We start from the raw sequence: 26,255 nt of genomic DNA on the forward strand, positions 1-26,255 counted from the left end.
CGGCCGCCGGAGCGGGGCGGCGCGCCTCCGGGGAGCGCCGCCCCGAGGACCTCAGACGGTGACCGGCTCCGGGAACAGCGAGTCCAGGAGCGACGCCACCCACTGGATGAGCGCCCGGTCGCCGAGCGGGACGCCGTCGAGCACGGGCATCGGCACGACGACCGCGTCGGCCTGCTGCAGGTACTTCGCGGTCGGGTACATCCGGCGCAGGCGCACCTGGATCGAGTCGGGCAGATGAGCGGGAGCCACGCGGACGTTCGAGCCCATCGCGACCACGTCGCTCAGGCCCGCCTTCTGTGCGCGCATCCGCAGCCTCGACACCAGGATGAGGTTCTCGACCGCCTCGGGCAGCTCGCCGTAGCGGTCGGTCAGCTCCTCGACCACGAGGTCGATGCTCCCCTCCTTCGCCGTCGGCGACGACGCGGCCGACAGCTTCTGGTACGCCTCCAGGCGCAGCCGCTCGCTGTCGACGTACTCCTCCGGGATGCGCGCGTCGACGGGCAGCTCGAGCCGCAGCTCCGTCTGCCCCTCGGCGACCTCGCCGCGGAAGGTGTCGACGGCCTCGCCGATCATCCGCAGGTAGAGGTCGAATCCCACGCCCTGGATGTGCCCGGACTGCTCGCCGCCGAGGAGGTTGCCCGCACCGCGGATCTCGAGGTCCTTCAGCGCGATCTGCATGCCGCCGCCGAGGTCCGAGTTGGCGGCCAGGGTCTGCAGCCGGTCGTGCGCGGTCTCGCTCAGCGGCTTCGTCTCGTCGTAGAGGAGGTAGGCGTAGGCGCGCTCGCGGCCGCGGCCGACCCGCCCGCGCAGCTGGTGCAGCTGCGAGAGACCGTACTTGTCGGCGCGGTCGACGATCAGCGTGTTGGCGTTCGGGATGTCGAGGCCGGTCTCGACGATCGTCGTCGACACCAGGACGTCGAACTTGCGCTCCCAGAAGTCGACGATGATCCGCTCGAGCTGCGACTCGCTGAGCTTGCCGTGCGCGACCGCGATCCGCGCCTCGGGAACCAGCTCGGCGAGCTGCGAGGCGACGCGGTTGATCGTCGAGACGCGGTTGTGCACGAAGAACACCTGGCCCTCGCGCAGGAGCTCCCGGCGGATCGCGGCCGACACCTGCTTCTCGGAGTAGGGGCCGACGAAGGTGAGGATCGGGTGGCGCTCCTCCGGCGGGGTCGCGAGGGTCGACATCTCGCGGATGCCGGTCACCGCCATCTCGAGCGTCCGCGGGATGGGCGTGGCGCTCATCGAGAGGATGTCGACGTTCTTCTTCAGCGCCTTGAGCTTGTCCTTGTGCTCGACGCCGAAGCGCTGCTCCTCGTCGATCACGAGCAGGCCGAGGTCCTTGAAGACGATGTTGTCGCTGAGGAGCCGGTGGGTCGCGATGACCATGTCGACGGTGCCGTCGGCCAGGCCCTCGATCGTCTCCTTCGACTCCTTCGCGCTCTGGAACCGGCTGAGCGCCCGCAGGTGGACGGGGAAGCCGGCGAAGCGCTCCTGGAACGTCTCGAGGTGCTGGCGGACGAGCAGCGTGGTCGGCACGAGCATCGCGACCTGCTTCCCGTCCTGGATCGCCTTGAACGCGGCGCGCACGGCGACCTCGGTCTTGCCGAAGCCGACGTCGCCCGAGAGCAGGCGGTCCATCGGGATCGGCCGCTCCATGTCGGCCTTGACCTCGTCGATGACGGTGAGCTGGTCGGGGGTCTCGGCGAACGGGAACGCCTCCTCCAGCTCGCGCTGCCAGGGGGTGTCCGGCGGGAACGCGTGCCCGCGGGAGGCCATCCGGGCGGAGTAGAGCTTCACGAGCTCGACCGCGATGTCGCGGACCGCGCGGCGGGCCTTGCTCTTGGCCTGCGCCCAGTCGCTCCCGCCCATCTTGCTCAGCGCCGGAGCCTCGCCGCCGACGTAGCGGGAGAGCAGGTCGAGCTGGTCCGTGGGGACGAGCAGCTTGTCGCCGGGGAAGCCGCGCTTGCTGGGGGCGTACTCGAGCACCAGGTACTCGCGGCGCGTCTTGATCGCGTTGCGGCCCCCGCTGGAGACCTCGCGCTGAGAGAGCTCCACGAACCGGCCGATGCCGTGGGTGGCGTGCACCACGAAGTCGCCGGGCGTGAGCTGCAGCGGGTCGACGACGTTCTTGCGGCGCGAGGCGAGCTTCTTCACCGCTCGGGAGTCGTAGCCGACGGTGCGGCCGTAGAACTCCGTGTCGGTGAGCAGGGCGAGCTTCGCCTCCTCCACCTCGAAGCCGTGATCGACGGAGGCCTGGACCACGTAGGCCAGACCCGTCTCGAGCCCGGCGGGGAGGTCGGCGACGATGCGGGCGGCGACCTCGTGCTCGGCGAGGACCTGGTCGGTGCGCTCGACCGTGCCGGTGCCGGGCGCGGTCAGGACCACGGTCCAGCCGTCGGCCAGGCGCGCGCGGACGTGGGCGAGGGCGCCCTCGACGCTCGCTCCGAATCCGGGGACCGGCTCGCCCTCGACGCGGACGGCGAGGATCTCGTCGATCCCGAGCTCCTCCGGCAGCACCTCGGCCTCGCCCGCGGCGGGGCCCTGGCGGAACGTGCTCATCGTCCACCAGGGGTGGTCGGGAGCGTCGGCGCCCGGGGCGCTGAGCTTCACGGAGTCGCGGAGCGCGCCGAGCGAGATGAACTCGCCCGAGGCGAGGTCGATGGGGGCCTCGGCGCCGGCGGTCGCCGCGCTCCAGGCCGCCTGCAGGAACTCGCGGTTCGTCTCGGCGAGGCTGATCGCCCGCGTCGCCACGCGCTCGGGGGCGAGGACCGCGACGGCCGCCCCCGCGGGCAGGTAGTGCGAGATCGGGACCAGCCGCTCCAGCAACGCGGGGGCGAGCGACTCCATGCCCTCGACCGGGATGCCCTCGGCGATCTTCGCGAGCATCGCCGACAGGCTCGGGAACTCGTGCAGCATCTCGCGGGCCCGCTGCCTCACCGCGGGCACCAGCAGCAGCTCGCGGCTCGGCGGGAGGACCACCGAGTCGGCCTCGCCCGGGAGCGAGCGCTGATCGGCCACGGAGAAGCCGCGGATGGAGTCGACCTCGTCGCCGAAGAAGTCCACTCGGCTCGGATGCTCGGCCACCGCGGGGAAGACGTCGAGGATGCCGCCGCGCACGGCGAACTCGCCGCGGCGCGTGACCATGTCGACCCGGGCGTAGGCCAGGTCGACCAGCTCGGAGGAGATGCGGCCGAGGTCGTAGCCGCGGGCGCCCTTCACGAGTCGGATCGGCTCGATGTCGGCGAGGTTGTCGGCGACCGGCTGCAGCGCCGCGCGCACGGAGGCGACCACCACGAGGGGCCGCTCGCCGGACCACTGCTTCATCCGCCGCAGCGCGTCCAGGCGCCGCCCCACGATCTCGGCGCTCGGGCTGAGGCGCTCGTGCGGCAGCGTCTCCCACGCGGGGAACTCGACGACGTCCGCGTCCGGCAGCATGCAGCCGAGGGAGGCGCGCACGTTCTCGGAGTCGCGGCCCGTGGCCGTGACCACCAGCGCCGCCTGCGGGCGTCCCGCCTCCGCGCGCCTCTCGATCAGGCCCGCGAGCAGGGGGACCCGGAGGCCGTCGGCCACCGAGAAGTCGGCGTCCCGCACCGCGTACGCGAGAGCATCGTCGAACGTGGAGGCGCGCGACAGCGCCGAGATGATCTCGTTGAGGGGCACGGGTCCAGTTTACGGCCGCCCCGCGGGCCGACCGCCGAGGGAGCCCCGAACCGTCGAGGGAGCCCGGGGCTGCGGTCTCCCTCGCCGGTTCGGGGCTCCCTCGGTGGAGGGCGGGTCAGGCGCTGGTGTGGAACTTCAGCTGGGCGGCGGAGAGGCCGGAGTCGGCGATGAGCTCGACGGCGTCGGCGGCGTCCGAGACCAGGATCTGGAGCGCCTCGCGCTCCGGGCCGGCGAAGTCCTTCAGCACGAAGTCGGCGGCCTGCTGGCGGCCCGGCGGGCGGCCGATGCCGACCCGCACGCGCAGGAACTCGGCTCCTCCGGTCGCCGCGAGGATGTCGCGGATGCCGTTGTGCCCTCCGTGACCGCCGCCCTGCTTGAGGCGCAGGGTGTCGAAGGGGATGTCGAGCTCGTCGTGCACGACGATCAGGTGCGCCGGGTCGACCGAGTAGAAGTCGAGCAGCTGCGCCGTCGGCCCGCCGGAGAGGTTCATGAAGCTGTTGGGCTTGCCCAGCACGAGCTTCGGCCCGCCCGGGCGGAGGAAGCCCTCGGCGACCACGGCGTTGGCGCGGTTGTGCCGGCGGAACGAGCCGCCGATCCGCGTCGCGAGCTCGTCGAGCACCATCTGGCCGACGTTGTGCCGGTTGCGCGCGTACTGCGCGCCCGGGTTGCCCAGTCCGACGACCAGCCAGGTGTCACCCATGTCGTTCCTCTTCCTCGGGGACGGCGGAGGGGCTCCCCCGCCGGACGCGGAACGGGCCCGCCGCGGCTGCGAGCGGGCCCGTTCCCGGGGTGGTGCGGACTACTCCGCGGTCTCGGCGACGACGTCGCCCGAGGCCGGGGTCTCGTCGTCCTCGCCCAGGTCCTGCTCGACCTCGGCGGTGACGTTGACGATGAGCACCTCGGCGTCGGTGACCAGCGTGGCGCCCTCGGGGAGCGTGACGTCGGCGGCGGTGATCTGCGTGCCGGCCTCGAGGCCCTCGACGGAGACGACGATGTTCTGCGGGATGCGCGTGGCGTCGACCTCGAGCGAGAGGGTGTTCGACTCGATCGAGACGAGGGTGCCGGGAGCGGCGTCGCCCTCGACGTGCACGGGGATGTCCACCTCGACCTTCTCGCCCTTGTTGATGACGACGAGGTCGATGTGCTCGATGATCTGGCGCACCGGGTCGCGCTGGATGTCCTTCACCAGGGTGGTCTGCGCGGCGCCCTCGATGTCGAGCTCGAGGATCGCGTTCGCCTTGCGGGTGAGCAGGAGCACCTGGTGGCCCGGGAGGGTGAGGTGCTGGGGCTCGGTGCCGTGGCCGTAGAGGACCGCGGGGATCTTGTCCTGCGCGCGGATCTTGCGGGCGGCGCCCTTGCCGAACGAGGTGCGGACCTCGACGACGACCTTGTTGGTCAGTTCAGCCATGATGTTCTCCTTGGGCGGCGCGCACGCCACCGGATCGGGTCGTGGCCTGCGGCCACGGACGGTTTGTCGACTCGAACGCATGTCAGCGTGAGGAGAAGTCCGTGGCGCCCCGTGGGGGCCTCGCCTGCTTCCACCGCGTCGATCACGGATGCACGTGCATCCCTCGCCGAAGTTCAGCTGCCGATCCTACCCGGCATCGCGGCCGCCCGCCAGCAGGCGGTCGCGCCGCCGGACTCGGAGCCGGACGTCCAGGCGGACCGCCTACCGTGCGGGTATGACGAGCGACGACTTCGGCTCCTACGTCGAGAAGAACGGCTTCCACCGCGACACGAACTACATCCCGACGCGGATCACCGCCGACGGCCGCGACGGGTACCCGGTGGAGGCCGGGCGCTACCGCCTCGTCGTCTCCCGCGCCTGCCCGTGGGCGAACCGCGCCGTGATCGTGCGGCGCCTGCTCGGGCTCGAGGACGCCCTCTCGATGGGCATCTGCGGGCCCACCCACGACAAGCGCAGCTGGACCTTCGACCTCGATCCGGGCGGGGTCGACCCGGTGCTGGGCATCCCCCGCCTCCAGGACGCGTTCTTCGCCCGCTTCCCCGACTACCCGCGCGGGATCACCGTCCCGGCCCTCGTGGACATCCCGAGCGGCCAGGTCGTCACCAACGACTACCCGGTGATGACGCTCGACTTCTCCACCGAGTGGACCGCGTTCCACCGCGACGGCGCCCCCGACCTCTACCCCGAGGAGCACCGCGAGGAGATCGACGAGATCGCCGAGCTGGTCTTCCACGACGTGAACAACGGCGTCTACAAGTGCGGCTTCGCCGGCTCGCAGCGCTCCTACGACCGGGCCTACGACCGCCTCTGGGCGCGGCTGGACTGGCTGGAGGAGCGGCTGAGCACCCGCCGCTACCTGGTCGGCGACACCATCACCGAGGCGGACGTGCGGCTCTTCACGACGCTCGCCCGCTTCGACGCCGTCTACTACAGCCACTTCAAGGCCAACCGGAACCTGCTGTCGGCGATGCCCGCGCTCTGGGGCTACGCCCGCGACCTCTTCGCCACTCCGGGGTTCGGCGACACGATCGACTTCACCCACATCAAGTCGCACTACTACGAGGTGCAGCGGGACATCAATCCGACCGGCGTCGTCCCCAAGGGCCCGGACCTCTCCGGCTGGCTCGTCCCCTCGCGCCGCGAGGAGCTCGGCGGCCGCCCGTTCGGCGACGGCACTCCCCCGCCGCCGCCGATCCCGTCGGAGCGCGTCCCCCTCGGCCACGGCGCCTGACCGGCTCCGGTCGCGGTCGTCGCGGCGCGCGCAAGACCGTGCGCGCGCCGCACGACCGATGTGCAGCCGGGAGACGGCTCGGACCCGGGCTCCCCGGAGCGACCCGGGGCTAGCCTGGGCTCGCCCCTGAACGCGAACGTCGAGGAGAACCGTGTCTGACAAGCCCACCGCCACAGCCAACATCGGAGTCGTCGGTCTGGCGGTGATGGGCTCGAACCTCGCCCGCAACCTCGCCAGCCGCGAGGGCAACACGGTCGCGGTGTTCAACCGCTCCTACGGCCGCACCGAGACCCTCATCACGGAGCACCCGGAGGCGGGCTTCGTCGCGTCCGAGACCATCGAGGACTTCGCCGCCTCGCTCGCCATCCCGCGCACCGCGATCATCATGGTCCAGGCCGGCCGCGGCACCGACGCCGTGATCGAGCAGCTGACGAAGGTCTTCGAGCCCGGCGACATCATCGTCGACGGCGGCAACGCGCTCTTCACCGACACCATCCGCCGCGAGAAGGCCGTCCGCGAGACCGGCATCCACTTCGTCGGCACCGGCATCTCCGGCGGCGAGGAGGGCGCGCTCAAGGGCCCGTCGATCATGCCCGGCGGCTCGGTCGAGTCCTACAGGACCCTCGGCCCGATCCTCTCGTCGATCGCCGCGGTCGCCGAGGGCGAGCCCTGCGTCACCCACATCGGCACCGACGGCGCCGGCCACTTCGTCAAGATGATCCACAACGGCATCGAGTACGCCGACATGCAGCTCATCGCCGAGGCGTACGACCTGCTCCGCACCGTCGGCGGACACGAGCCCGCCGCCATCGCCGAGGTCTTCGACGCCTGGAACAAGGGCGACCTCGAGTCATACCTCATCGAGATCACCGCCGAGGTGCTCCGCCAGGTCGACGCCGACACCGGCAACCCCTTCATCGACGTCGTCCTCGACCAGGCCGGCTCGAAGGGCACCGGCGTCTGGACCGTGCAGAACGCGCTCGACCTCGGCGTCCCCGTCGGCGGCATCGCCGAGGCCGTCTTCGCCCGTGCCGTGTCCTCCCACCCCGAGCAGCGCGAGGCCGTGCAGGCCCGCGTCACCTCGCGCCCGACCCCGGTCGAGAAGTACGAGGGCTTCGAGGACGACGTGCGCGCCGCGCTTTACGCCTCCAAGGTCGTCGCCTACTCGCAGGGCTTCGACGCGATCATCGCCGGGGCCGAGAAGTACGGCTGGGAGATCGACAAGGGAGCGGTCGCCAAGATCTGGCGCGCGGGCTGCATCATCCGCGCCCAGTTCCTCAACCGCATCGTCGACGCCTACGACGAGAACGCCGGCATCACGACTCTCCTCGAGGACCCGTACTTCGCCGAGGCCGTCGCCAACGGCGAGGCCGCCTGGCGCCGCATCGTCTCGACCGCCGCGCTCTCGGGCGTGCCGATCCCCGGCTTCGGCGCCGCGCTGTCGTACTACGACTCGCTCGCCTCCAAGCGCCTCCCGGCCGCTCTCGTGCAGGGCCAGCGCGATTTCTTCGGAGCGCACACCTACAAGCGCGTCGACAAGGAGGGCACCTTCCACACACTGTGGTCGGGCGACCGCACCGAGGTCGAGCAGGACCCCTCCACGCACTGACCCGCGTCGCACGGGAAGGCGCCCCCGCCTGCAGGATCCTCGGGCGGGGCGCCTTGCTCGTCGCGGAGGGAGCTCCCCCGTCGTCAGCGGAGCCGGGCGGTGGCGTCCGGCTCCTCGAGCGGGCGCTCGACGCCCGGGCCGGCTGACCCCTCAGCTCCGGAACGCCCGCGCGATCAGGAGCGCCGCCAGGAGCACCGCTGCGGCGGCCGCCGTGGCAGCCGGGAGGGCGAGCAGGAGCAGCAGCGAGACCGCGGCCGACGCGAGGGCCGGGCCGCTCGCCCCGGCAGCTCCGTGGTCGAGGCGCCGCACGATGGTCGCCACCAGCAGGGCGGCCACGGCGAAGGCGAGCAGCGCGTCGGCGTCGAGGATCACGACCGCGAGCACGGCGACCAGGCAGAGGACCAGCTGGGCCGCCGCGGGCACGCCGGTCCTGCGGTTCCTGGCGGCGAGCACCGCCGGCATCTCCCCTGCGTCGGCGAGACGCACGAGGGCGCGCGCATCCCTCCTCCCGAGGTCGAGGAGCGCGAGCAGGACCGCGATCACAGCGGCGGCCCCGACGAGCCCGGACGCGGGCGTGCCCCGGGTGACAGCGCTCAGGGGGGTCTCCGAGGACGCGAGGACCTCGGGACCGGCCGCCAGGAGCAGACCGGTGGCGAGCGCGGCGGCGGCCGCCGTGGCGATCCCGATGCGCAGCAGGGCTGGGCGGAGAGCCGTCACCGCGCCGGAGCGGGAGGTCGGCAGGAGGATCAGGAGCAGGGCCGCGGCGGTGCCGGCTCCCAGCGGCCCTCCGTCGCGCAGCGGGTCGAGCGGCGCGGGGTCCGGAGGAGACACCAGCACGATCACGGCGGCGGCGGCCAGCAGGACGACGACCGCACCGACGAGGAGCAGGACCGGGCGAGCGGGGAGGCGCCCGCCGCGCAGGCCGAAGAGCGCGACGGCCACGAGCAGCAGGACGGCCAGGGGCCGGGCCGCTCCCCCGAGGACCGACTGGGCCGCGGTCAGGGCCAGCGCGGCCGAGGCGAAGGCGCGCCCGACGATCCCGAGCCACTCGGAGGAGGGGCCGTCGTGGACGGTGCGCCCGGCGTCGGCGACGGCGCTCAGGGCCGCGGCGGCCGCAGCGACGGCGAGCCCGAGGAGCAGCCACCAGCCCGCTGCGGCGGCGGCCGGCGACCAGACCAGGAAGACCGCCGCCAGGGCGAGGGTCGCATCCGAACGCTGGGGCACGGCCTCACCCTAGGCGGTGGAGCCGGGGCGGGACCCGGGTGCGCTGTGCAGGGCGCACCCGGGGCGCGGGGTCCTACGCGTCGCCGTCGAACATCGACGTCACGGAGCCGTCGTCGAAGACCTCGTGGATGGCGCGGGCCAGCAGCGGAGCGATGGGCAGGATCGTCAGGCGGTCCCACGTCTTCTCCGCCGGCAGCGGCAGGGTGTCGGTGACGACGACCGAGTCGATGAACTCGGAGCTCAGGAGCTCGACCGCCGGATCCGAGAAGACGGCGTGGGTGGCCGCGACGACCACGCCGATCGCGCCCGCCTTCTTCAGCGCCTCGGCCGCCTTCGCGATGGTGCGCCCGGTGTCGATGAGGTCGTCGACGAGGAGGCAGACGCGGCCCTTCACCTCGCCGACGATCTCGTGGACGGAGACCTGGTTGGCGACCTTCGGGTCGCGGCGCTTGTGGATGATCGCCAGCGGGACGCCGAGCTTGTCGCTCCAGATGTCGGCGACGCGGACGCGGCCCATGTCGGGCGAGACGATGGTGAGGGTCGAGGGGTCGAGCTTCTCGCGGAAGTGCTCGAGCAGCACCGGCATCGCGAAGAGGTGGTCGACGGGGCCGTCGAAGAAGCCCTGGATCTGCGCCGCGTGCAGGTCGACCGACATGATCCGGTCGGCTCCCGCCGCCTTGAAGAGGTCCGCGACGAGGCGGGCCGAGATCGGCTCGCGGCCGCGGCCCTTCTTGTCCTGGCGCGCGTAGGGGTAGAAGGGGGCGACCACGGTGATCCGCTTGGCGGAGGCGCGCTTGAGCGCGTCGACCATGATCAGCTGCTCCATCAGCCACTCGTTGATCGGGGACGTGTGCGACTGGAGGACGAACACGTCGCCTCCGCGGACCGACTCGCCGTAGCGGACGTAGAGCTCGCCGTTGGCGAAGGTGCGCCCCTCGGTCGTGACGAGCTCGGTCCCGAGCTCGGCGGCGACCGCCTCCGCCAGTGCCGGATGCGCCCTCCCCGAGACGAGGACCAGGCTCTTCTTGTTGCTGGCGGTGATGCCGGTCACTGTGCTCCGCTTCCTCCGGTGGGCGCCTGGTCGGATCCGGTGGGATCCGACGCCAGGGCCGCCTCGGCGGCGTCGGCCGCTGCGGTGCCCGGACGGTGGGTCTGCACCCACCCGGCCATGTTGCGCTGCGGAGCGACGGTGATCCCGAGGGCTCCGGCGGGGATGTCCTTGCGGATGACCGTGCCGGCGCCCGTGTACGCTCCGTCACCGATTCTAACGGGGGCGACGAAGACGTTGTGCGACCCCGCACGCACGTGCGAGCCCACCACGGAGGACGCCTTGCTCACCCCGTCGTAGTTGGCGAAGATCGAGCCGGCGCCGATGTTCGACTCCTCGCCGATGACCGCGTCGCCGACGTAGGAGAGGTGCGGGACCTTCGATCCCTCGCCGATGACGGCGTTCTTGGTCTCGACGTAGGTGCCGATCTTGCCGCGGGCGCCGAGCACGGTGCCGGGGCGGAGGAACGAGAACGGGCCGACCTGGGCCTTCGCGCCGATGACGGCGAGCGTCGCGTCGGAGCGCTTCACGACCGCGTCCTCGCCGACCTCGCAGGAGTCGAGCGTGGTGTCCGGGCCGATGACCGCACCGGTGGCGATGACCGTCGGCCCCTTGATCTGCGTGCCCGGGAGGATCTCGACGTCCGGGGCGAGGACCGCGTCCACGTCGATCCAGGTCGTCGCCGGGTCCTGGATCGTGACGCCCTCGAGCTGCCAGCGGCGCACGATGCGCGCGTTGAGCTCGAGCGCCGCGTCGGCGAGCTGGGCGCGGTCGTTGATCCCGGCCACGAGCCAGCGGTCCTGCACGGGGACGGCCTCGATCGCGCGGCCGGCGGCCTTGAGCGCGGCGGCGGCGTCGGTGAGGTACTTCTCCCGCTGGGCGTTCTCGGTGCCGATCGCGCCGATGACCGAGCGGAGCGCGGCGGCGTCGAAGGCGTAGACGCCGGCGTTGATCTCGGTGAGGTCGAGCTCGTCGGGGCTCGCGTCCTTCTGCTCGACGATGGAGGCGAAGGCTCCGTCGCCGCCGCGGACGATCCGGCCGAAGCCGGTCGGGTCCTCGAGCACGCAGGAGAGCATGGTGAGCGCGTTCGCCGCGGCGAGGTGCTCGTCGAGCAGGCGGCGGAGGGTCGGCGCGTCCAGCAGCGGGACGTCGGCGCTCAGCACGACGACCGTGCCGGCGAAGGACTCCGGGAGCGCCGCGAGGCCCTGCTCGACCGCGCGGCCGGTGCCGGGCGTCTCGTCCTGGTCCACCACCAGCGCGGAGGGGGTGTGCTCGAGGACGGCCTCGGCGACCCGGTCGCGCTCGTGGCGCACCACGGTGACGACGTGCGCCGCGTCGAGCGAGGCGGCCGTGTCGAGCACGTGCCCGAGCAGCGGCCTCCCGGCGAGGCGGTGCAGGACCTTCGGGGTGCGGGACTTCATGCGGGTGCCCTGGCCTGCCGCCAGGATCACGACGGCGAGCGTGCTGTCTGCCATGTTCTTCGCGTTCTCCTCCGTGAGCGCACCGTCCTGGTGCCGCTCCGCCACCAGGATTCGAACCTGGACCGGACAGCTCCAAAGGCTGCCGTGCTGCCGTTACACCATGGCGGACCGCGCGATCGCGCGCCGTCCATCCTGCCACCCCCGCGCCCCCGGCCCCGCCTCGGGCGCGGGCGGCCGCCGCTCGGGCGGACGACGGCGGCCCGGGAGGCCCCCGCCTCCCGGCCCGTCCGCCTCCCGGCATCCCCCGAGCCGCCCAGCCGCCACAATGGACGGGTGAGTGCGAATGACGAGGTCGACGGGATCGTCGACGCCTGGGTCCGGGAGCGGCCCGATCTCGATTTCACGCCGCTCCAGGTCTTCTCGCGGATGCGCCGACTGGCCAAGCAGCTCGAGCGGGCGCGCGGGAGCGCCTTCGGCCGCTCGGAGCTCGAGACGTGGGAGTTCGACGTGCTCTCCGCGCTGCGGCGCGCGGGCGCGCCCTACCGGATGAGCCCCAAGCAGCTCCTCCAGGCCACCATGGTCACCAGCGGCACCATGACGAACCGCATCGACCGCCTGGTCGAGCGCGACCTGGTCGAGCGCCTCGACGACCCGAACGACGGGCGCGGCGTGCTGGTGCAGATGACGCCGTCCGGGCTCGCGCGGGTCGACGCGGCGATCACCCGCCTGGTCGACGCGGAGCAGGAGCTGCTCGGTGCGCTCACGCACGCGCAGCAGGAGCGGCTGGCGCAGCTCCTCCGGAAGCTCTCCCTCGACTTCGGCTGAGCCGGTCGGCCCGAGCCCGCGACAGCGTCCCGCCCTCGCGGTACGGGACAACTGCCGGTGCCGCGGAGGAGAGCGGCGTCAGCCCTCGAGCTGCTCCGAGAGCTCCAGCCAGCGCAGCTCGAGCTCGGCCGTCTCGTCCTCGTAGGCTCGGAGCGAGGCGTTGAGCGCCAGGATGCCGTCGTAGTCGTCCTGGTCGTGCGTCGCCATCTTCTCGTGCACGGTCTTCGTCAGCTGCGTGAGCTTGTGCAGGCGCCGGTCGATCGCCGACACCTCCTTCTCGGCGGTGCGGCGCTCGGCCCCCGCGAGTCCTCTCGACGCCGGCGCGGCGGAGGAGGAGCCCGACGAGGCCCCCGCGGGCGCGCCCTTCTCGAGCGCGCGGCGCAGGTCGAGGTACTGCTCGACTCCGCCGGGCAGGTGGCGGAACGCGCCGTCCATCACGGCGTACTGCTGGTCGGTGACGCGCTCGAGCAGGTACCGGTCGTGCGAGACGACGAGGAGGGTGCCCGGCCAGGAGTCGAGCAGGTCCTCGATCGCGGCGAGCATGTCGGTGTCGAGGTCGTTGGTCGGCTCGTCGAGGATCAGCACGTTGGGCTCGCTGAGCAGGATGAGCAGGAGCTGGAGTCTCCGGCGCTGACCGCCCGAGAGGTCCTTCACCGGCGTCGAGAGCTGCGCGCTCGAGAAGCCGAGCCGCTCGAGCAGCTGGCCCGGGGTCATCTCCTTGCCGCCGATGGAGTAGCTGGTGCGCTGCTCCGCGATGATCTCGCGGACGGGCCGGTGCTGGACACCGGTCAGCTCGCGCAGCTGCTGGTCGAGGATCGCGACGCGCACGGTGGTGCCGCGCTTCACCCGGCCGCTCGTCGGCTCCACGCTGCCCGCGACCAGGCCGAGGAGGGTCGACTTGCCGGCGCCGTTCACGCCGAGGATGCCGGTGCGCTCGCCGGGCGCGATCCGCCACTCGATGCGGTTGAGGACGGTCCGCTCGCCGTAGCGGACGGTGACGTCGAGCAGGTCGACGACGTCCTTGCCCAGGCGGGAGACGGCGAGCTGCGAGAGCGAGACCGAGTCGCGCACCGGGGGCTCGTCCTCGATCAGCTGGTTCGCGGCGTCGATCCGGAACTTGGGCTTGGCCGTGCGGGCGGGGGCGCCGCGCCGGAGCCAGGCGAGCTCCTTCTTCATCAGGTTCTGGCGCTTGGCCTCCATGGTCGAGGCCATCCGGTCGCGCTCCACTCGCTGCAGGATGTACGCCGCGTACCCGCCCTCGAACGGCTCGACGAGACGGTCGTGCACCTCCCAGGTGGCGGTGCAGATCTCGTCGAGGAACCACCGGTCGTGGGTGACGACCGCGAGCCCGCCCGACGACGCCGCCCAGCGGCGCTTGAGGTGCTCGGCGAGCCAGGCGATGCCCTCGACGTCGAGGTGGTTGGTGGGCTCGTCGAGGAAGACGACGTCCCAGTCGCCGACGAGCAGCTTCGCGAGGGCGACCCGGCGCCGCTGCCCGCCCGAGAGGGAGCCGACCACTCCGTCCCAGGGGACGTCGCGCAGCAGGCCCGCGATCACGTCTCGGGTGCGCGCGTCGCCCGCCCACTCGTGCTCCTGGAGCCCGCCGACGACGGCCTGGGCGACGGTGAGGTCCTCATCGACCGTGTCGGCCTGGTCGAGCATCCCGAGCGTGACGCCGCGGCGGTGCGTGACGCGGCCGCTGTCCGGCTCGATGCGCTGCGCGAGCAGGCGCAGGAGGGTCGACTTGCCGTCGCCGTTGCGTCCGACGATCCCGATGCGGTCGCCCTCCTCGATCCCCAGGGAGACGTCGTCGAAGATCACGCGTGTGGGGTACTCGAGTCGCAGCGCCTCGGCGCCCAGCAGATGTGCCATAGGGATCCAGCCTAGGCGGTGCCGCCTGAGCGGTCCGCCGCGGGTCGATCACAGTGCGGCCGGGTCGCGGCCCCCGGACCTCAGCCCGCGGGTGCCGGCTCCGAGACGGACACCGAGCGGCGGTGCAGTCCCGTGGCACCGTCGGGAGCGGGCGGGCGCTCGACCGTGGTCTGCACCGTGCCGTCCGCGTCGGTGGCGCGCACGGTCACGACGTGGTCGCCGACCGTCGCGTCCCACTCGAGGACCCACTGGATCCACGTGTCCGCGGTGACCTGCTCGGCGAGGCGCGCCTCCTGCCAGGCGCCGCCGTCGATCTGCACCTCCACCTTCGCGATGCCGGTGTGCGGCGCCCAGGCGACTCCCGCCACGGCGACCGTCCCCGCCTCGACGGGCTGGCCCTGGCGCGGCACATCGATCCGCGACTCGATCTTGATCGGACCGCGCTCGGTCCAGCCGCGCGTCGACCAGTACGCCAGGTCCTCCGCGAAGGTCGTGACCTTCAGCTCGACGACCCACTTCGTCGCCGAGACGTAGCCGTACAGGCCGGGGACGACCATCCGGACGGGGAAGCCGTGCTCGACCGGGAGCGGCTCGCCGTTCATCCCGACGGCGAGCAGGCTCGCGCGGTCCTCGTCCTGCAGCACGTCGAGCGGGCTGGAGGCGGTGAAGCCGTCGATGCTCCGCGAGAGCACCATGTCGGCGCCGGCGGTCGGCCGGGCCCGGGCCAGCAGCTCGCGGATCGGGTAGCCCAGCCAGAGGGCGGTGCCGATCAGGTCGCCGCCGACCTCGTTGGACACGCAGGACAGGGTGACCAGGTGCTCCTCGAGCGGCAGCGCGAGCAGCTCGTCCCAGGTGATCTCGATCTCCTCCTCCACCATGCCGGTGATCTTCAGCGACCAGTCGGCGGGCTCGACCGACGGCACCGAGAGCGCGGTGTCGATCCGGTAGAACGAGGAGTTGGGAGTGACGTAGGAGCTGATGCCGTCGATGTCGTCGAGCACGGCGCCGGCCGGGACGGGCGCGGCGGCCGAGGCGGGAGCCGGCAGGGACACGGCCTCGCGCACGGCGGTGACGGCGGCGGAGGCGGACGTGAGGAAGCGGGCGCCGATGCCGGCGGCGACCGCGGCGACTCCGGCGATCCCGACCAGGCGGAGGAACGACCGGCGGTCCGGGGAGTCGCTCTCGCGCTCCTCCTGCCAGCCGCGGAGGCGGACGGAGGCCGAGCGCAGCACCGCGGCACCGGCCACCATGCCCACGACGCTCGGCGCCGCGTCGATCCCGGAGGCGCCCTCGCGGCTGACGGCGGCGAGCGCACCGGCGCCCGCGACGACGGCCAGCAGCAGCACGCCGAACGGCGGGCGGCGGTACTCGAGGACTCCCGCGCCGACGGCCAGCAGCGCGATCGCGAGGCCGATCGAGACCAGCAGTACGAGCTTGTCGCCGGTGCCGAAGAGCGCGATGACCGTGTCCTTCACGCCCGGGGGCACGATGTCGATGACGAAGCCGCCGACCGCGACCAGCGGACTGCCGCCGGATCCGGTGAAGACCGCGACGACCTCGGCGGCCGCGAGGGCGACGACGGCGGCCACGATCCCGGAGAGGATCGCGAAGAGGGTGGCTCGGCGGGACATGAGCGGCACTCTAAGCCACGAGGTCGGAACTTCTCTGCGGACCGTCTGTGGAGGGCGCCGGGCGCGACGCTCGCGAGCCCCGCTCCGGAGGCACCGCCTCCGCGACTAGGTCGAGAGCAGGCGAGCCCCGTGGACCGGGCCGGACACCCGCACGGCGCTCAGCCGCGCGGAGCTCAGCTCGCGCTGCAGGTCGGCCGCCGCATCGACGTCCGGAGCGAGGAACGCGACGGTCGGGCCGGACCCCGAGACGAGGCCGCCGAGCGCCCCGCGGCCCTCGCCGAGCTCGAGGATGCGGGCGAGCCCGGGCTGCAGGTGCAGCGCCGGCGCCTGGAGGTCGTTGTGCATCGCGTCGGCGAGCATGGCGGCGTCGCCGGCGCGGAGGGCCTGCAGCACGTTGGGATCGATGTCGGGGGTCGCCGAGATCGGGCGGAAGTCGTGCAGGTGGCGCTCGCGGTGCCGGTCGAGCTCGCTGTAGACCTCGGGGGTCGACAGGCCCTCCTTCGAGAGGACCAGCACCCACTCGAAGCGGCCCTTGGCGAGCGCCGGGCTCAGCTCGTCGCCTCGGCCGACCCCGATCGCGGTGCCGCCGGTGAAGGAGAAGGGGACGTCGGCGCCGAGGCTCGCGGCGATGCCGAGCAGCTGCTCCCTCGTGCAGGCCGTGCCCCAGAGCGCGTCGCAGGCGAGCAGGGTCGCGGCTGCGTCGGCCGAGCCGCCGCCCATGCCGCCGGCGATGGGGACGTTCTTCTCGATCTCGAGGTGCACGCCGCCGCGGTAGCCGGTCGCCCGGGCGAGCGCCCGAGCCGCCTTGATCGCGAGGTTGGAGCCGTCGACGGCCAGGCGGGAGGTGTCGATCGAGCCCGAGAAGGAGACCGAGAAGTCAGCCGCCTCCTCCGCGAACACGTCCTCGTAGAGGGAGAGCGACTGGAACGCGGTGGCCAGCTCGTGGTACCCGTCGTCGCGCACGGCGCCGACCTTGAGGAACACGTTGATCTTGCCTGGCGCCCGCGCGTGGACCCGGTTCGACGTCGCGCGGTGGGCCATGCATCCACGCTACAGGGTGGCGGAGGCGCCCTCGTCCGCACCCGGGGCGGGCTCCCCGTCGCCGTCCGCATCGTCCCCGTCGGTCTCCGCCGGCGACCCGTCGGGCACCGCCGCGCCGCGCACGGGGACCCGCGCCGGATCGAGCTCGCGGCCCAGGCGGACGAAGGCGGCGACGTCCAGCTCCTCGCCGCGCGCGGTCTGCGGGACGCCGGCCCGCTCGAGCGCGACGATCGCCGCGGCGCTGTCGCCGAAGAGGGTCGCGAGCGACTGGCGGAGCATCTTCCTCCGCTGCGCGAACGCCGCGTCGACGACCGCGAAGACGGCGCGGCGCAGGGTCTCGTCGCCCGGCTCCTCGCCGCGGTCGAACGCGACGAGCACGCTGTCGACGTTCGGCACCGGCCAGAAGATCTGACGCGAGACCGCGCCGCCCGTCGTCCAGGAGCCGAACCACGCCGCCTTGACGCTCGGGCCGCCGTAGACCTTGGAGCCGGGACCGGCGGCGAGCCGGTGCCCGACCTCGGACTGCACCATCACCACTCCGGACCGGATGCTGGCGAAGTGCTCGAGGAAGTGCAGGAGCACCGGCACCGAGATGTTGTACGGGAGGTTGGCGACGAGCCGGACCGGCTCCCCCGGCAGGTCGAGCACCTTCATCGCGTCGGCGTGCACGACCGCGAGATCGGCGCCCGGCGCCATCAGCTCGACGGTGCGCGGCAGCTGCTCGGCGAGGCGCCCGTCGATCTCGACGGCCACGACCTGTGCGCCCGCCTCGAGCAGGCCGAGGGTCAGCGATCCGAGGCCGGGGCCGATCTCGACGACGGTCTCCCCCGGGCGCACCCGAGCGAGCTTGACGATGCGGCGGACCGTGTTGGCGTCGTGCACGAAGTTCTGGCCGAGCTTCTTGGTCGGCGTGACGTCGAGGAGGCCGGCGAGGTCGCGGATCTCGGCCGGGCCCAGCAGGCGCGGGATCGCGGCGGCCGTCGGCTCGGCGGCGTGGCGGCCGCTCATGCGAGGGGTCCGACCGGCTCCGTCGGCTCGGAGCCGACCTCGCCGCCCCACTCGCCGTACACGGCCTCCGTGTTCGAGGCGATCGTCGCGGCCAGGTGGCCGACGTCGGTCTCGAGGGTCGCGGCCATCGAGCGCAGGGTGTGCGGGAGGAGGTAGGGCGCGTTCGGGCGGCCGCGGAAGGGCGACGGAGTGAGGTACGGCGCGTCGGTCTCGACCAGGATGAGGTGCCGAGGAGTCGCGACGAGCGCCTCCCGCAGCGGCTCGGCGTTCTTGAACGTCACAGTGCCGGCGAAGGAGAGGTACCAGCCCTCGTCCGTGCACATCCGCGCCATCTCCGCGTCCCCGGAGAAGCAGTGGAAGACGGTGCGCTCGGGGGCGCCGACGCGGCGCAGGGTCTCGATGACCTCGCGGTGCGCGTCGCGGTCGTGGATCTGCAGCGCGAGGTCGTGCTCCTTCGCGATGCGGATGTGCTCCTCGAAGGAGCGGAACTGCGCGGCGCGGCCGCTCTCGCCGGTGCGGAAGAAGTCGAGCCCGGTCTCGCCGATGGCGCGCACCCGCGGCTGCTCCGCCAGCTCGGCGATCACGGCGAGGGCGGCGTCGAGCTCGCCGCGCTGCTCCAGCTCGGGCGCCTCGTTGGGGTGGATCGCGACGGCGGCCAGCATGCGCGGCTCGCTCGCCGCCTGCTCGGCCGACCAGCGGCTCGTCTCGACGTCCGTGCCGACCTGGACGACGCCGCGGACCCCGACGGTGGAGGCCCGGTCGAGCTGCTCGCGGTGGTCGAGCGGCTCGAGGCCGTCGGCGATCTCGAGGTGCGTGTGGTTGTCGTAGACGGGGACGACGAGCGCCTCGGGCAGCGGCGGGTACGTCAGGTCGCGGCCGGACGAGGCCTCGCGGGAGCGGACGTGCTGGCTGTCGGTCATGCGCTCCAGGCTACCGGGAGGGCTCGCGCGGACCGGAGTCCCGGGTGGACGAGGGCCGAGAGGCGGCCGCTGAGGCGCCCTGAGCGGATCGGGTCAGCACCCGATCGGATCGGGACAGCCCGCCTCCCGCGCCGCCGGGAGGCTGGAGCCATGACAGACACCGAGCTCCTCGCCCACTCCGCACCCGGCTCCCTCGCCGGGCGCCACGCCCTCGTCACCGGATCCTCGAGCGGGATCGGCGCGGCCATCGCCCGCCGGCTCGCCGGGGCCGGCGCTCACGTCCTCGTGCACGGACGCGACCCCGAGCGGGTCGGGTCCGTCGTCCGCGGCATCCGCGCCGACGGGGGCACCGCCTCCGCGCTCGTCGCCGACCTCGCGGGCACGCCGGAGGAGACCCGCGCCGTCGCCGAGCGGGCGCTGACCCTCCTCGACGGGCGGATCGACGTCCTCGTCAACAACGCCGGAGTGTTCCCGGTGGGGCCGACCGCCGACCTCAGCGACGCCGATGTCGAGTCCCTCCTCACCACGAACATCCGCGTGCCGCACCAGCTCGTCGCGGCGATCGCCCCGGCCATGGCCGAGCGCGGGAGCGGAGTGGTCGTCAACATCACCTCGTGGATGGGACGGGTGGGAACGCCGGGGACCGCGCTCTACCCCGCGACCAAGGCGGCGCTGGAGCACCTCACGCGGGCGTGGGCGGCTGAGTACGGCCCGAGCGGCGTGCGCGTGGTCGCCGTCGCGCCCGGCGCGACTCTCACGCCCGGCAACGAGCACGCCGCGGCGATCCTGGAGCAGATGACCGCGTCCGCCCCCGCCGGCCGGCCCGGACGTCCGGACGAGATCGCCCTGGCCGTGCGCTGGCTCGTCTCGGACGAGGCCTCGTACGTCCACGGCACGACGCTCGACGTCGACGGAGGCATCGTCGGCGCCCGCGTCTGACGCCGCGGCACGCGCCGCTCGGAGTCCCCGCGACAGCGCCCGCCGCTCAGTGGATCTGGACGAGCGGCCCGGGGTGGAGCGCGGCGTCGGCCGCGGGGGTCGTCTCGTAGGCGCGGCGGTAGTCGCGCCCGAAGTGCGACGCGCTCGCGTAGCCGACCGCGGCCGCGGCCTGCGCGGCGGTGTCGCCCCGGACCAGGAGCAGCCTCCTGGCCTCCCCGAGGCGGAGCCGCCGCAGGTAGCCCAGCGGCGACATCCCGGTCAGCTCGCGGAAGCGGCGGGTGAGTGTGGGCACGCTGGTGCCCGCCTCCGCGGCGAGCGCGCCGAGGGTCCATCCGCGCGACAGCGACGCGCTCATCGCCTCGACCGCGCGGGAGACGGCCTCCGAGCGGACGGTGCTGGACGCGGCCAGCAGCCGGGGCGCCTGGTCCGTCTGCAGCAGCCGCAGCACGAGCTCGCGCGTGATCGCGGGGGCGAGCACCGGGATGTCGGCGGGGGCGTCGAGCAGACGGAAGAGTCGGCGCAGCGAGTCGGCCATCTCCTCCGTGACCGTGCCGATCCGCGGGGCGGGAGCCCGCGGGGCCGTCCGGGGGGCGAGCGCCGCGATCTCGGCCACCACGAGCGGGTCGAGACGCCAGTTGGCCGACAGGAAGTCGCCGCGGTCGCCGGTCTCCACGACGGCCGCGACCACCGGCAGATCGACGGGGGTGATCAGGAAGCGGCCGGCGCCCCACCGCTCGTCGGAGTCGCCGACCACCGAGCGCTTCCGGCCGGCCAGCACCAGGCTGAGGGTCGGCGGGAACCGGGTGTAGACGAGCTCGGTCGGAGCGGTCACCCGGTGCAGGCGCAGGGCGAGCGCGGCGGCGCGCTCGGGGTGCCCGACGTGCCGCCGGGTGAGCTCGGCCGCCTGCTCGAGAGCGTCGAGGACCTCGCGCGTCATCAGCGCACCAACGGAGCGGAGGGCCGCTCGCACCCGGCCCCTCGCGTTCGGATCGCGGTCATCGGGCACTCTCCTGCGGATCCTCCGCCGGCGACTCCGCACCGCTCGGCTGCTCCGTCCACGGGTCGAGGCGCGGCCGTCAGGACGCGGGAGCCTCGATGCGCGGGAAGAGCGCGGCGAGCGTGCCGACGGTGGTGCCGACGGGGAGGACTCCCCACCGGCCCGCCTCGCGGATCGGCTGCGCGGTGAGGGCGCCCAGCGACTCCGTCACGCCGAGCGCCTCCCAGAGGGACGCCGTCGCGCGCGGCACGACCGGCGAGAGCAGCACGGCCAGGGCGCGGAGCCCCTCCGTCGCGGTGTAGAGCACCGTGCCGAGGCGCTCGCGCTCCTCGCGCTTGGCGAGTGCCCACGGCTCCTGCTCGGTGATGTAGCCGTTGAGCTCCTCGACGATGCTCCACACGGCGGTGATCGCGTCGTGGATCGCGAGCGCGTCGATCGACCGGTCGGCCGACGCGGCGGCCTCGGCGACGATGCGCTGCACGCGCTCCTCCGCCTCGGTCGGCTCCCCCGGCGCGGGCACGACGCCGTCGTAGTAGCGGTGCAGCATCGCGACGACCCGCGAGGCGAGGTTGCCGAAGCCGTTCGCGAGCTCGGACTGGTAGCGCGCCGACAGGTCCTCCCACGAGAACGAGCCGTCCTGGCCGAAGGTGATGGCCCGGAGGAAGTAGTAGCGGAAGGCGTCGGAGCCGAAGGTGTCGGTGATCTGCTCGGGCGCGATGCCGGTGAGCTTCGACTTCGACATCTTCTCGCCGCCGACCAGCAGCCAGCCGTGGCCGAACACCTGCCGGGGCACCTCGAGGCCCGCGGCCATGAGCATGGCGGGCCAGATCACGGCGTGGAAGCGCAGGATGTCCTTGCCGACGATGTGGGTCGCGGGCCAGCGGCGCTCGAACTCCGCCTCGTCCTGGCCGTAGCCGACCGCGGTGATGTAGTTGAGCAGCGCGTCGAACCAGACGTAGACCACGTGCGAGTCGTCCCACGGGACCTTCACGCCCCAGTCGAAGCTGGAGCGGGAGATCGACAGGTCGGCCAGGCCCTGGCGGACGAAGCTCACGACCTCGTTGCGCGCCGACTCGGGCTGGACGAAGTCGGGACGCTCCTCGTAGAGAGCGAGCAGCCGCTCGGTGTACTCGCTCATCTTGAAGAAGTAGTTCTTCTCCTTCAGCAGCTCGACCGGCTTCGAGTGGATCTTGCAGACGTACTGGCCGGCGTAGTCGCCGGTGCCCTCCTCGAGGTCGGACAGCTGCTTGTACTCCTCGCAGCCCACGCAGTAGTAGCCCTCGTACTCGCCGGTGTAGATCGCGTCCTCGTCGTACAGCTTCTGCAGGAACTTCTGGACGTTGACCTCGTGCCGCGCGTCCGTGGTGCGGATGAAGTCGTCGTTGGCGATGTCGATGGTCTCGAGCAGCGGCTGCCAGGCGGTCCTCACGAGGCGGTCGGCCCACTCCTGGGGGGTCGTGCCGTTGGCGGTGGCGGTGCGGAGGATCTTCTGGCCGTGCTCGTCGGTGCCGGTCAGCAGCCAGGTGTCGTCGCCCGCCTGGCGGTGCCAGCGGGTGAGCACGTCGGCGGCGACCTCGGTGTACGCGTGCCCGATGTGCGGGACGTCGTTCACGTAGAAGATCGGGGTCGTGAGGTAGAAGGAGGCGCCGTCGGACATGGCGACCATCCTATTCACCGTGCGGCACCGCTCCCGGCGTGTAACGGACGCTGTGGACGACCGGCCGCGGTCGCCGCCGGGGAGGGGGCCCTCAGCCGCGGCGGGAGGCGAGCGCCGCCTCGTAGAGCGCGCGGCGGGAGAGCCCTGTGATCTCGGCGACCTCGGCCGACGCCTCCTTGAGCCGCGATCCGGCCTCGACGCGGGCCAGCACGTCGGACAGCGCGTCCTCGAGCGACGCCTCCCTCGCGGGGGCTCCCTCGACGACCAGGCAGATCTCGCCGCGCAGGCCGTCGGCCGCCCACTCGGCCAGCTCGGCCGCCGTGCCGCGACGGACCTCCTCGAACATCTTGGTGAGCTCGCGGCAGACGACGACGCGCCGCTCCGGGCCCATCGCCTCGACCAGGTCGGCGAGCGCGTCGCCGATCCGGTGCGGGGACTCGAAGAAGACCATGGTGCGGCGCTCGTCGACGAGCGCCCGGAAGGTCGAGACCCGCTCGCCGTGCCGGCGGGGCAGGAACCCCTCGAAGCTGAAGCGATCCGTCGGGAGCCCGGACACGGCGAGCGCCATGAGCACCGCCGAGGGACCGGGCAGCGCGGTGACCGCGACTCCCGCCGCCACCGCCGCCTCGACCAGGTGGTAGCCCGGGTCCGAGACCGTGGGCATGCCCGCGTCGCTCAGCACGAGCAGGTCCTCCTCGCGGGCCAGCTCCACCAGCTCGGCGGCGCGCTCGCGCTCGTTGTGGTCGTGCAGCGCGTAGAGGGCGGGCCGGTTCTCGACGCCCAGGGCGCGCATCAGCTGGATGGTCACGCGCGTGTCCTCAGCGGCGACGTGGCGGGCGGAGCCCAGCGCCTCCACGAGCCGGCGGGAGGCGTCGCCGAGGTTTCCGATGGGAGTGCCGGCGAGGATGATCATGCCGCCAGTCTCCCAGGCCGGGTCCGGGGCCTCCCGCCGCGGATCGCCGCCGTCCCGGGAGGAGGCGCCCCGTTAGCATGGCCAGGTGACGGACCGACCGCAGCGCGACTTCGACGACCTGCTCCTGGACGCGGCGGGATCGGCGCGCTCGGTCCCGGTGGAGCCCGCCGAGGCGTCCGCACCGCGCGAGCGCACCCCGCTCCCGGACGTGCCGCGCGGCTCCTGGTTCGACGACCTGCACACCCGGCTCGTCGCCTCCCCCGCGCGCCGCCGGCTGTACGAGCTCGGACTGCCGCTGCTGGTGGTCGCACTGGCCGCGGTGCTGCGGCTGTGGAACCTCGGCCACCCGCGCTCGCTCGTGTTCGACGAGACCTTCTACGTGAAGGACGCCTGGACCCTCTGGAACCTCGGGTTCGAGGGCGCCTGGCCCGAGAACCCGGACCCCGGCTTCGCGGCCGGCGACGTGGACACCTTCACGGGGGCGCCGTCCTTCGTGGTGCATCCGCCGCTGGGCAAGTGGATCATCGGGCTCGGGATGGGCGTGTTCGGCGCGGACGACAGCGTCGGCTGGCGCGTCGCGACCGCCGTCGTGGGGATCCTCGCCGTCGCGCTGGTGATCGTGATCGGCCGCCTCCTGTTCCGCTCCACCATCCTCTCCTCCTTCGCGGGGCTGATGCTCGCGCTCGACGGCCACGCGATCGTGATGTCGCGGGTGTCGCTCCTGGACGGGATCCTGATGTTCGTCGCGCTCTGCGGGGTCGCGGCGGTGCTGCTGGACCGGCGCTGGGCCGAGCTGCAGCTGGCGCGGAAGGTGGCGGCGGGAGTGCTGCCGAGCTGGGGGCCGGTCCTGTGGTGGCGGCCCTGGCTGCTCGCGGCCGGCGTGCTCTTCGGCCTGGCCGCGGGCGTGAAGTGGACGGGCGTCTACTTCCTCGCGGCGTACGGCGTGTACGCGGTGGTCGTCGACGCGCTGATGCGGCGCCGTGCGGGCGTGCCGTTCTGGGGCAGCGGCGCGATCCTCAAGCAGGGTCCGGTCACCTTCCTCCTGGTCGTGCCGATCGCCCTGATCGCCTACCTCGTCACCTGGACGGGCTGGCTGCGCACCTCCGGCGGATGGGCCCGGCAGTGGGCGTCGGAGGCCCCCGGCAACGCCTGGACCGGGGCTCTCGCGTGGGTGCCGGACTGGGCGCAGAGCCTCTGGCACTACCACGTGCAGATGTACGACTACTCGATCAACCTGCGGGCCTCGCACCCCTACGAGGCGAACCCGCTCACCTGGCTGCTCATGCTCCGACCGACCAGCATGTACTTCGTCGACCAGGCGACGGGCGTCGACGGCTGCACCGCCGCACGCTGCGACGAGGCGATCACCTCGGTCGCCAATCCGCTCATCTGGTACGCCGGAGTCCTGGCGCTGGTGTACCTCCTCTACCGGCTCGCGCGGTACCGGGAGTGGCGCGCCGGCTTCGTGCTGATGGGGATCGTCGCGGGCTACCTGCCGTGGCTGCTCTACCTCGACCGCACGGTGTTCCAGTTCTACTGCGTCGTCTTCGAGCCCTACATGATGCTGGCGCTGGCGCTGACGGCCGGGATCGTGATCGGGAGTCCGGGCGACGAGCGGAGGCGGCGCACCCGGGGCGTCCTCGTGGTGCTCGTCTTCGCGGTGGCGGCGGCCGCGCTGACGGCCTACTTCCTGCCACTCTGGATCGGCGCGCAGACGTCCTTCACCTTCTGGCAGGCCCACATGTGGCTGCCCTCGTGGGTCTGATCCGGCGGCTGGGCCCGGGAGTCGCGGCCTGCGCCGTCGCGGCGGTGATCGCGGCCCTGCTGCACGCGACGGTGCCGGCAGTGCCGATGCTGACCGCGGCGGTCGCGCTCGGGATCCTCGTGGCGCAGCTGCCCGCGGCGCGCCCCCTGCTGAGCGGGGCGCTGGCGCCGGGCCTGAAGTTCTCGTCCCGCTCGCTGATGCGCGCCGGCATCGTCCTGCTCGGGCTGAAGCTCTCTCTGATCGACATCGCTGCGCTGGGCTGGGGCGCGATCCTGGTCGTGGTCGGGATCGTCCTGGCCACCTTCGGCCTGACCTGGGCGCTGGGCCGGGTGCTCCGGCTGCCCGGGCAGGAGCCGCTGCTGCTCGCGGCGGGCTTCTCGATCTGCGGGGCCTCGGCGATCGGCGCGATGGCCGGAGCGACCCGGGCGAAGGAGCAGGAGCAGGCGACGCCGGTCGCGCTGGTGACGCTCTGCGGCACGCTCGCGATCGCGGTGCTCCCCGCACTGCAGCAGCCGCTCGGGCTCTCCGACGTGCAGTTCGGGCACTGGGTCGGCGCCTCGGTCCACGACGTGGGCCAGGTCGTGGCGACGGCCCAGGTGGCCGGAGCGTCGGCGCTGGCCGTGGCGGTCGTGGTGAAGCTCACCCGAGTGGTCATGCTGGCGCCGATGGTCGCGGTGGCGGCGGCGGTCACGAGGCGCCGAGGCGGGACCGGCGGGACGCGCCCGGCGATCGTGCCGCTGTTCGTGGTCGGGTTCCTCGCCGCGGTGCTGCTGCGCACGCTCCTCCCCCTGCCGGAGGGACTGCTCGCCGCCGCCGACACCGCGCAGACCTGGCTCCTCGCCGCGGCCCTCTTCGCGCTCGGCAGCGCCGTCCGGGTGCGCGCGCTCGTGACGACGGGGTGGCGTGCTCTCCTCGTCGCCCTGGTGTCGTGGGCGGCGATCGCGGCGATGGGACTGGCCGCGGTGCAGCTGGCGCTCTGATCGGCGCTCCGATCCGCTCGACCGCTCTGTCGCGCACGGTCGC

20 protein-coding genes and 1 tRNA gene are annotated in these 26,255 nt (G+C 73.1%); 6 read left to right on the forward strand and 15 right to left on the reverse strand.

Features of this window, described 5'->3' with window-relative positions; genetic code table 11:
* Positions 1-51 precede the first annotated feature (51 nt).
* The 3 genes from mfd to C5D36_RS06915 form a co-directional block, all read right to left on the reverse strand.
* A complete protein-coding gene (gene mfd / locus C5D36_RS06905) occupies positions 52-3,663 on the reverse strand; it encodes a transcription-repair coupling factor (RefSeq protein WP_104295497.1) in 3,612 nt (1,203 codons plus the stop codon).
* A gap of 115 nt (positions 3,664-3,778) precedes the next feature.
* Positions 3,779-4,363 carry an aminoacyl-tRNA hydrolase gene (gene pth / locus C5D36_RS06910; protein ID WP_104295498.1) on the reverse strand — a complete coding sequence of 195 codons (585 nt, stop codon included), beginning with the start codon at positions 4,361-4,363 and terminating at the stop codon, positions 3,779-3,781.
* Positions 4,364-4,462: 99 nt separating this feature from the next.
* The gene (locus C5D36_RS06915; protein WP_104238997.1) at positions 4,463-5,071 is read right to left on the reverse strand and encodes a 50S ribosomal protein L25/general stress protein Ctc; all 609 of its coding nucleotides are present in this window, start codon (positions 5,069-5,071) and stop codon (positions 4,463-4,465) included.
* 274 nt (positions 5,072-5,345) lie between these two features.
* On the opposite strand from C5D36_RS06915, the gene C5D36_RS06920 reads away from it, so the two are divergent.
* Together C5D36_RS06920 and gndA are read left to right on the forward strand one after the other, a co-directional pair.
* Entirely contained in the window at positions 5,346-6,362 is a 1,017-nt protein-coding gene (locus tag C5D36_RS06920; protein WP_104226929.1) for a glutathione S-transferase family protein, read from the forward strand.
* A gap of 151 nt (positions 6,363-6,513) precedes the next feature.
* Entirely contained in the window at positions 6,514-7,971 is a 1,458-nt protein-coding gene (gene gndA, locus C5D36_RS06925) for an NADP-dependent phosphogluconate dehydrogenase (RefSeq protein ID WP_104295499.1), read from the forward strand.
* Between the two features lie 150 nt (positions 7,972-8,121).
* Here the strand turns inward: gndA and C5D36_RS06930 are convergent, their stop codons facing one another.
* The 4 genes from C5D36_RS06930 to C5D36_RS06945 all read right to left on the reverse strand — a co-directional run bounded on the left by C5D36_RS06930 (position 8,122) and on the right by C5D36_RS06945 (position 11,832).
* Complete coding sequence (locus C5D36_RS06930) at positions 8,122-9,195, reverse strand: hypothetical protein (RefSeq protein ID WP_104295500.1); 1,074 nt, start codon at positions 9,193-9,195, stop codon at positions 8,122-8,124.
* Between the two features lie 73 nt (positions 9,196-9,268).
* Positions 9,269-10,246 carry a ribose-phosphate diphosphokinase gene (locus C5D36_RS06935; protein ID WP_104250639.1) on the reverse strand — a complete coding sequence of 326 codons (978 nt, stop codon included), beginning with the start codon at positions 10,244-10,246 and terminating at the stop codon, positions 9,269-9,271.
* On the reverse strand, positions 10,243-11,718 hold the full coding sequence (gene glmU, locus C5D36_RS06940; protein WP_104295534.1) for a bifunctional UDP-N-acetylglucosamine diphosphorylase/glucosamine-1-phosphate N-acetyltransferase GlmU: 1,476 nt from the start codon (positions 11,716-11,718) through the stop codon (positions 10,243-10,245). The genes C5D36_RS06935 and glmU overlap by 4 nt, the downstream gene beginning before the upstream one ends.
* Positions 11,719-11,760: 42 nt before the next feature.
* A tRNA-Gln gene (locus C5D36_RS06945) sits at positions 11,761-11,832 on the reverse strand.
* A 165-nt stretch (positions 11,833-11,997) separates the two neighbouring features.
* On the opposite strand from C5D36_RS06945, the gene C5D36_RS06950 reads away from it, so the two are divergent.
* A complete protein-coding gene (locus tag C5D36_RS06950) occupies positions 11,998-12,489 on the forward strand; it encodes a MarR family winged helix-turn-helix transcriptional regulator (protein ID WP_104222340.1) in 492 nt (163 codons plus the stop codon).
* A gap of 78 nt (positions 12,490-12,567) precedes the next feature.
* Here the strand turns inward: C5D36_RS06950 and C5D36_RS06955 are convergent, their stop codons facing one another.
* The 5 genes from C5D36_RS06955 to C5D36_RS06975 all read right to left on the reverse strand — a co-directional run bounded on the left by C5D36_RS06955 (position 12,568) and on the right by C5D36_RS06975 (position 18,961).
* Positions 12,568-14,361: an ABC-F family ATP-binding cassette domain-containing protein gene (locus tag C5D36_RS06955; RefSeq protein WP_104295501.1), complete on the reverse strand. Its 1,794-nt coding sequence runs from the start codon at positions 14,359-14,361 to the stop codon at positions 12,568-12,570.
* 80 nt (positions 14,362-14,441) lie between these two features.
* Complete coding sequence (locus C5D36_RS06960; protein ID WP_104295502.1) at positions 14,442-15,992, reverse strand: molybdopterin-dependent oxidoreductase; 1,551 nt, start codon at positions 15,990-15,992, stop codon at positions 14,442-14,444.
* Positions 15,993-16,097: 105 nt separating this feature from the next.
* Complete coding sequence (locus C5D36_RS06965) at positions 16,098-17,033, reverse strand: 4-(cytidine 5'-diphospho)-2-C-methyl-D-erythritol kinase (RefSeq protein WP_104295503.1); 936 nt, start codon at positions 17,031-17,033, stop codon at positions 16,098-16,100.
* A 9-nt stretch (positions 17,034-17,042) separates the two neighbouring features.
* Positions 17,043-18,041, reverse strand: coding sequence for a 16S rRNA (adenine(1518)-N(6)/adenine(1519)-N(6))-dimethyltransferase RsmA (rsmA, locus tag C5D36_RS06970; protein WP_104250635.1), 999 nt, complete (start codon positions 18,039-18,041; stop codon positions 17,043-17,045).
* Positions 18,038-18,961 (reverse strand): TatD family hydrolase, encoded by a 924-nt coding sequence (locus C5D36_RS06975; RefSeq protein WP_104222332.1) that lies wholly within the window; start codon positions 18,959-18,961, stop codon positions 18,038-18,040. The genes rsmA and C5D36_RS06975 overlap by 4 nt, the downstream gene beginning before the upstream one ends.
* A gap of 150 nt (positions 18,962-19,111) precedes the next feature.
* Between C5D36_RS06975 and C5D36_RS06980 the strand changes: the two genes are divergently transcribed.
* Positions 19,112-19,900 (forward strand): SDR family NAD(P)-dependent oxidoreductase, encoded by a 789-nt coding sequence (locus C5D36_RS06980; RefSeq protein ID WP_104222330.1) that lies wholly within the window; start codon positions 19,112-19,114, stop codon positions 19,898-19,900.
* Between the two features lie 46 nt (positions 19,901-19,946).
* On the opposite strand, the gene C5D36_RS06985 is transcribed toward C5D36_RS06980, so the two are convergent.
* The 3 genes from C5D36_RS06985 to rsmI form a co-directional block, all read right to left on the reverse strand.
* Entirely contained in the window at positions 19,947-20,837 is an 891-nt protein-coding gene (locus C5D36_RS06985; protein ID WP_104226935.1) for an AraC family transcriptional regulator, read from the reverse strand.
* 139 nt (positions 20,838-20,976) lie between these two features.
* Complete coding sequence (gene metG, locus C5D36_RS06990; protein WP_104226924.1) at positions 20,977-22,554, reverse strand: methionine--tRNA ligase; 1,578 nt, start codon at positions 22,552-22,554, stop codon at positions 20,977-20,979.
* Between the two features lie 91 nt (positions 22,555-22,645).
* Positions 22,646-23,467, reverse strand: a complete 822-nt coding sequence (rsmI, locus tag C5D36_RS06995; protein ID WP_104295504.1) for a 16S rRNA (cytidine(1402)-2'-O)-methyltransferase — start codon at positions 23,465-23,467, stop codon at positions 22,646-22,648.
* Between the two features lie 85 nt (positions 23,468-23,552).
* Between rsmI and C5D36_RS07000 the strand changes: the two genes are divergently transcribed.
* Positions 23,553-25,232, forward strand: coding sequence for a dolichyl-phosphate-mannose--protein mannosyltransferase (locus C5D36_RS07000; RefSeq protein ID WP_258062882.1), 1,680 nt, complete (start codon positions 23,553-23,555; stop codon positions 25,230-25,232).
* Complete coding sequence (locus tag C5D36_RS07005) at positions 25,223-26,212, forward strand: YeiH family protein (RefSeq protein ID WP_258062883.1); 990 nt, start codon at positions 25,223-25,225, stop codon at positions 26,210-26,212. The genes C5D36_RS07000 and C5D36_RS07005 overlap by 10 nt, the downstream gene beginning before the upstream one ends.
* The last annotated feature ends 43 nt before the right edge of the window (positions 26,213-26,255 follow it).

Origin of the sequence: Rathayibacter sp. AY1C6 (assembly GCF_002931535.1) — a bacterium.
GTDB lineage: Bacteria > Actinomycetota > Actinomycetes > Actinomycetales > Microbacteriaceae > Rathayibacter.

Excerpts from the sequence above, each read along its gene's own strand:
- pth (WP_104295498.1), bottom strand. The coding sequence starts at position 4,363 with ATGGGTGACACCTGGCTGGTCGTCGGACTGGGCAACCCGGGCGCGCAG.
- C5D36_RS06915 (WP_104238997.1), bottom strand. The coding sequence starts at position 5,071 with ATGGCTGAACTGACCAACAAGGTCGTCGTCGAGGTCCGCACCTCGTTC.
- C5D36_RS06920 (WP_104226929.1), top strand. The coding sequence starts at position 5,346 with ATGACGAGCGACGACTTCGGCTCCTACGTCGAGAAGAACGGCTTCCAC.
- glmU (WP_104295534.1), bottom strand. The coding sequence starts at position 11,718 with ATGGCAGACAGCACGCTCGCCGTCGTGATCCTGGCGGCAGGCCAGGGC.
- C5D36_RS06955 (WP_104295501.1), bottom strand. The coding sequence starts at position 14,361 with ATGGCACATCTGCTGGGCGCCGAGGCGCTGCGACTCGAGTACCCCACA.
- C5D36_RS06960 (WP_104295502.1), bottom strand. The coding sequence starts at position 15,992 with ATGTCCCGCCGAGCCACCCTCTTCGCGATCCTCTCCGGGATCGTGGCC.
- C5D36_RS06965 (WP_104295503.1), bottom strand. The coding sequence starts at position 17,033 with ATGGCCCACCGCGCGACGTCGAACCGGGTCCACGCGCGGGCGCCAGGC.
- rsmA (WP_104250635.1), bottom strand. The coding sequence starts at position 18,041 with ATGAGCGGCCGCCACGCCGCCGAGCCGACGGCCGCCGCGATCCCGCGC.
- C5D36_RS06975 (WP_104222332.1), bottom strand. The coding sequence starts at position 18,961 with ATGACCGACAGCCAGCACGTCCGCTCCCGCGAGGCCTCGTCCGGCCGC.
- C5D36_RS06980 (WP_104222330.1), top strand. The coding sequence starts at position 19,112 with ATGACAGACACCGAGCTCCTCGCCCACTCCGCACCCGGCTCCCTCGCC.
- C5D36_RS06985 (WP_104226935.1), bottom strand. The coding sequence starts at position 20,837 with ATGACGCGCGAGGTCCTCGACGCTCTCGAGCAGGCGGCCGAGCTCACC.
- metG (WP_104226924.1), bottom strand. The coding sequence starts at position 22,554 with ATGTCCGACGGCGCCTCCTTCTACCTCACGACCCCGATCTTCTACGTG.
- rsmI (WP_104295504.1), bottom strand. The coding sequence starts at position 23,467 with ATGATCATCCTCGCCGGCACTCCCATCGGAAACCTCGGCGACGCCTCC.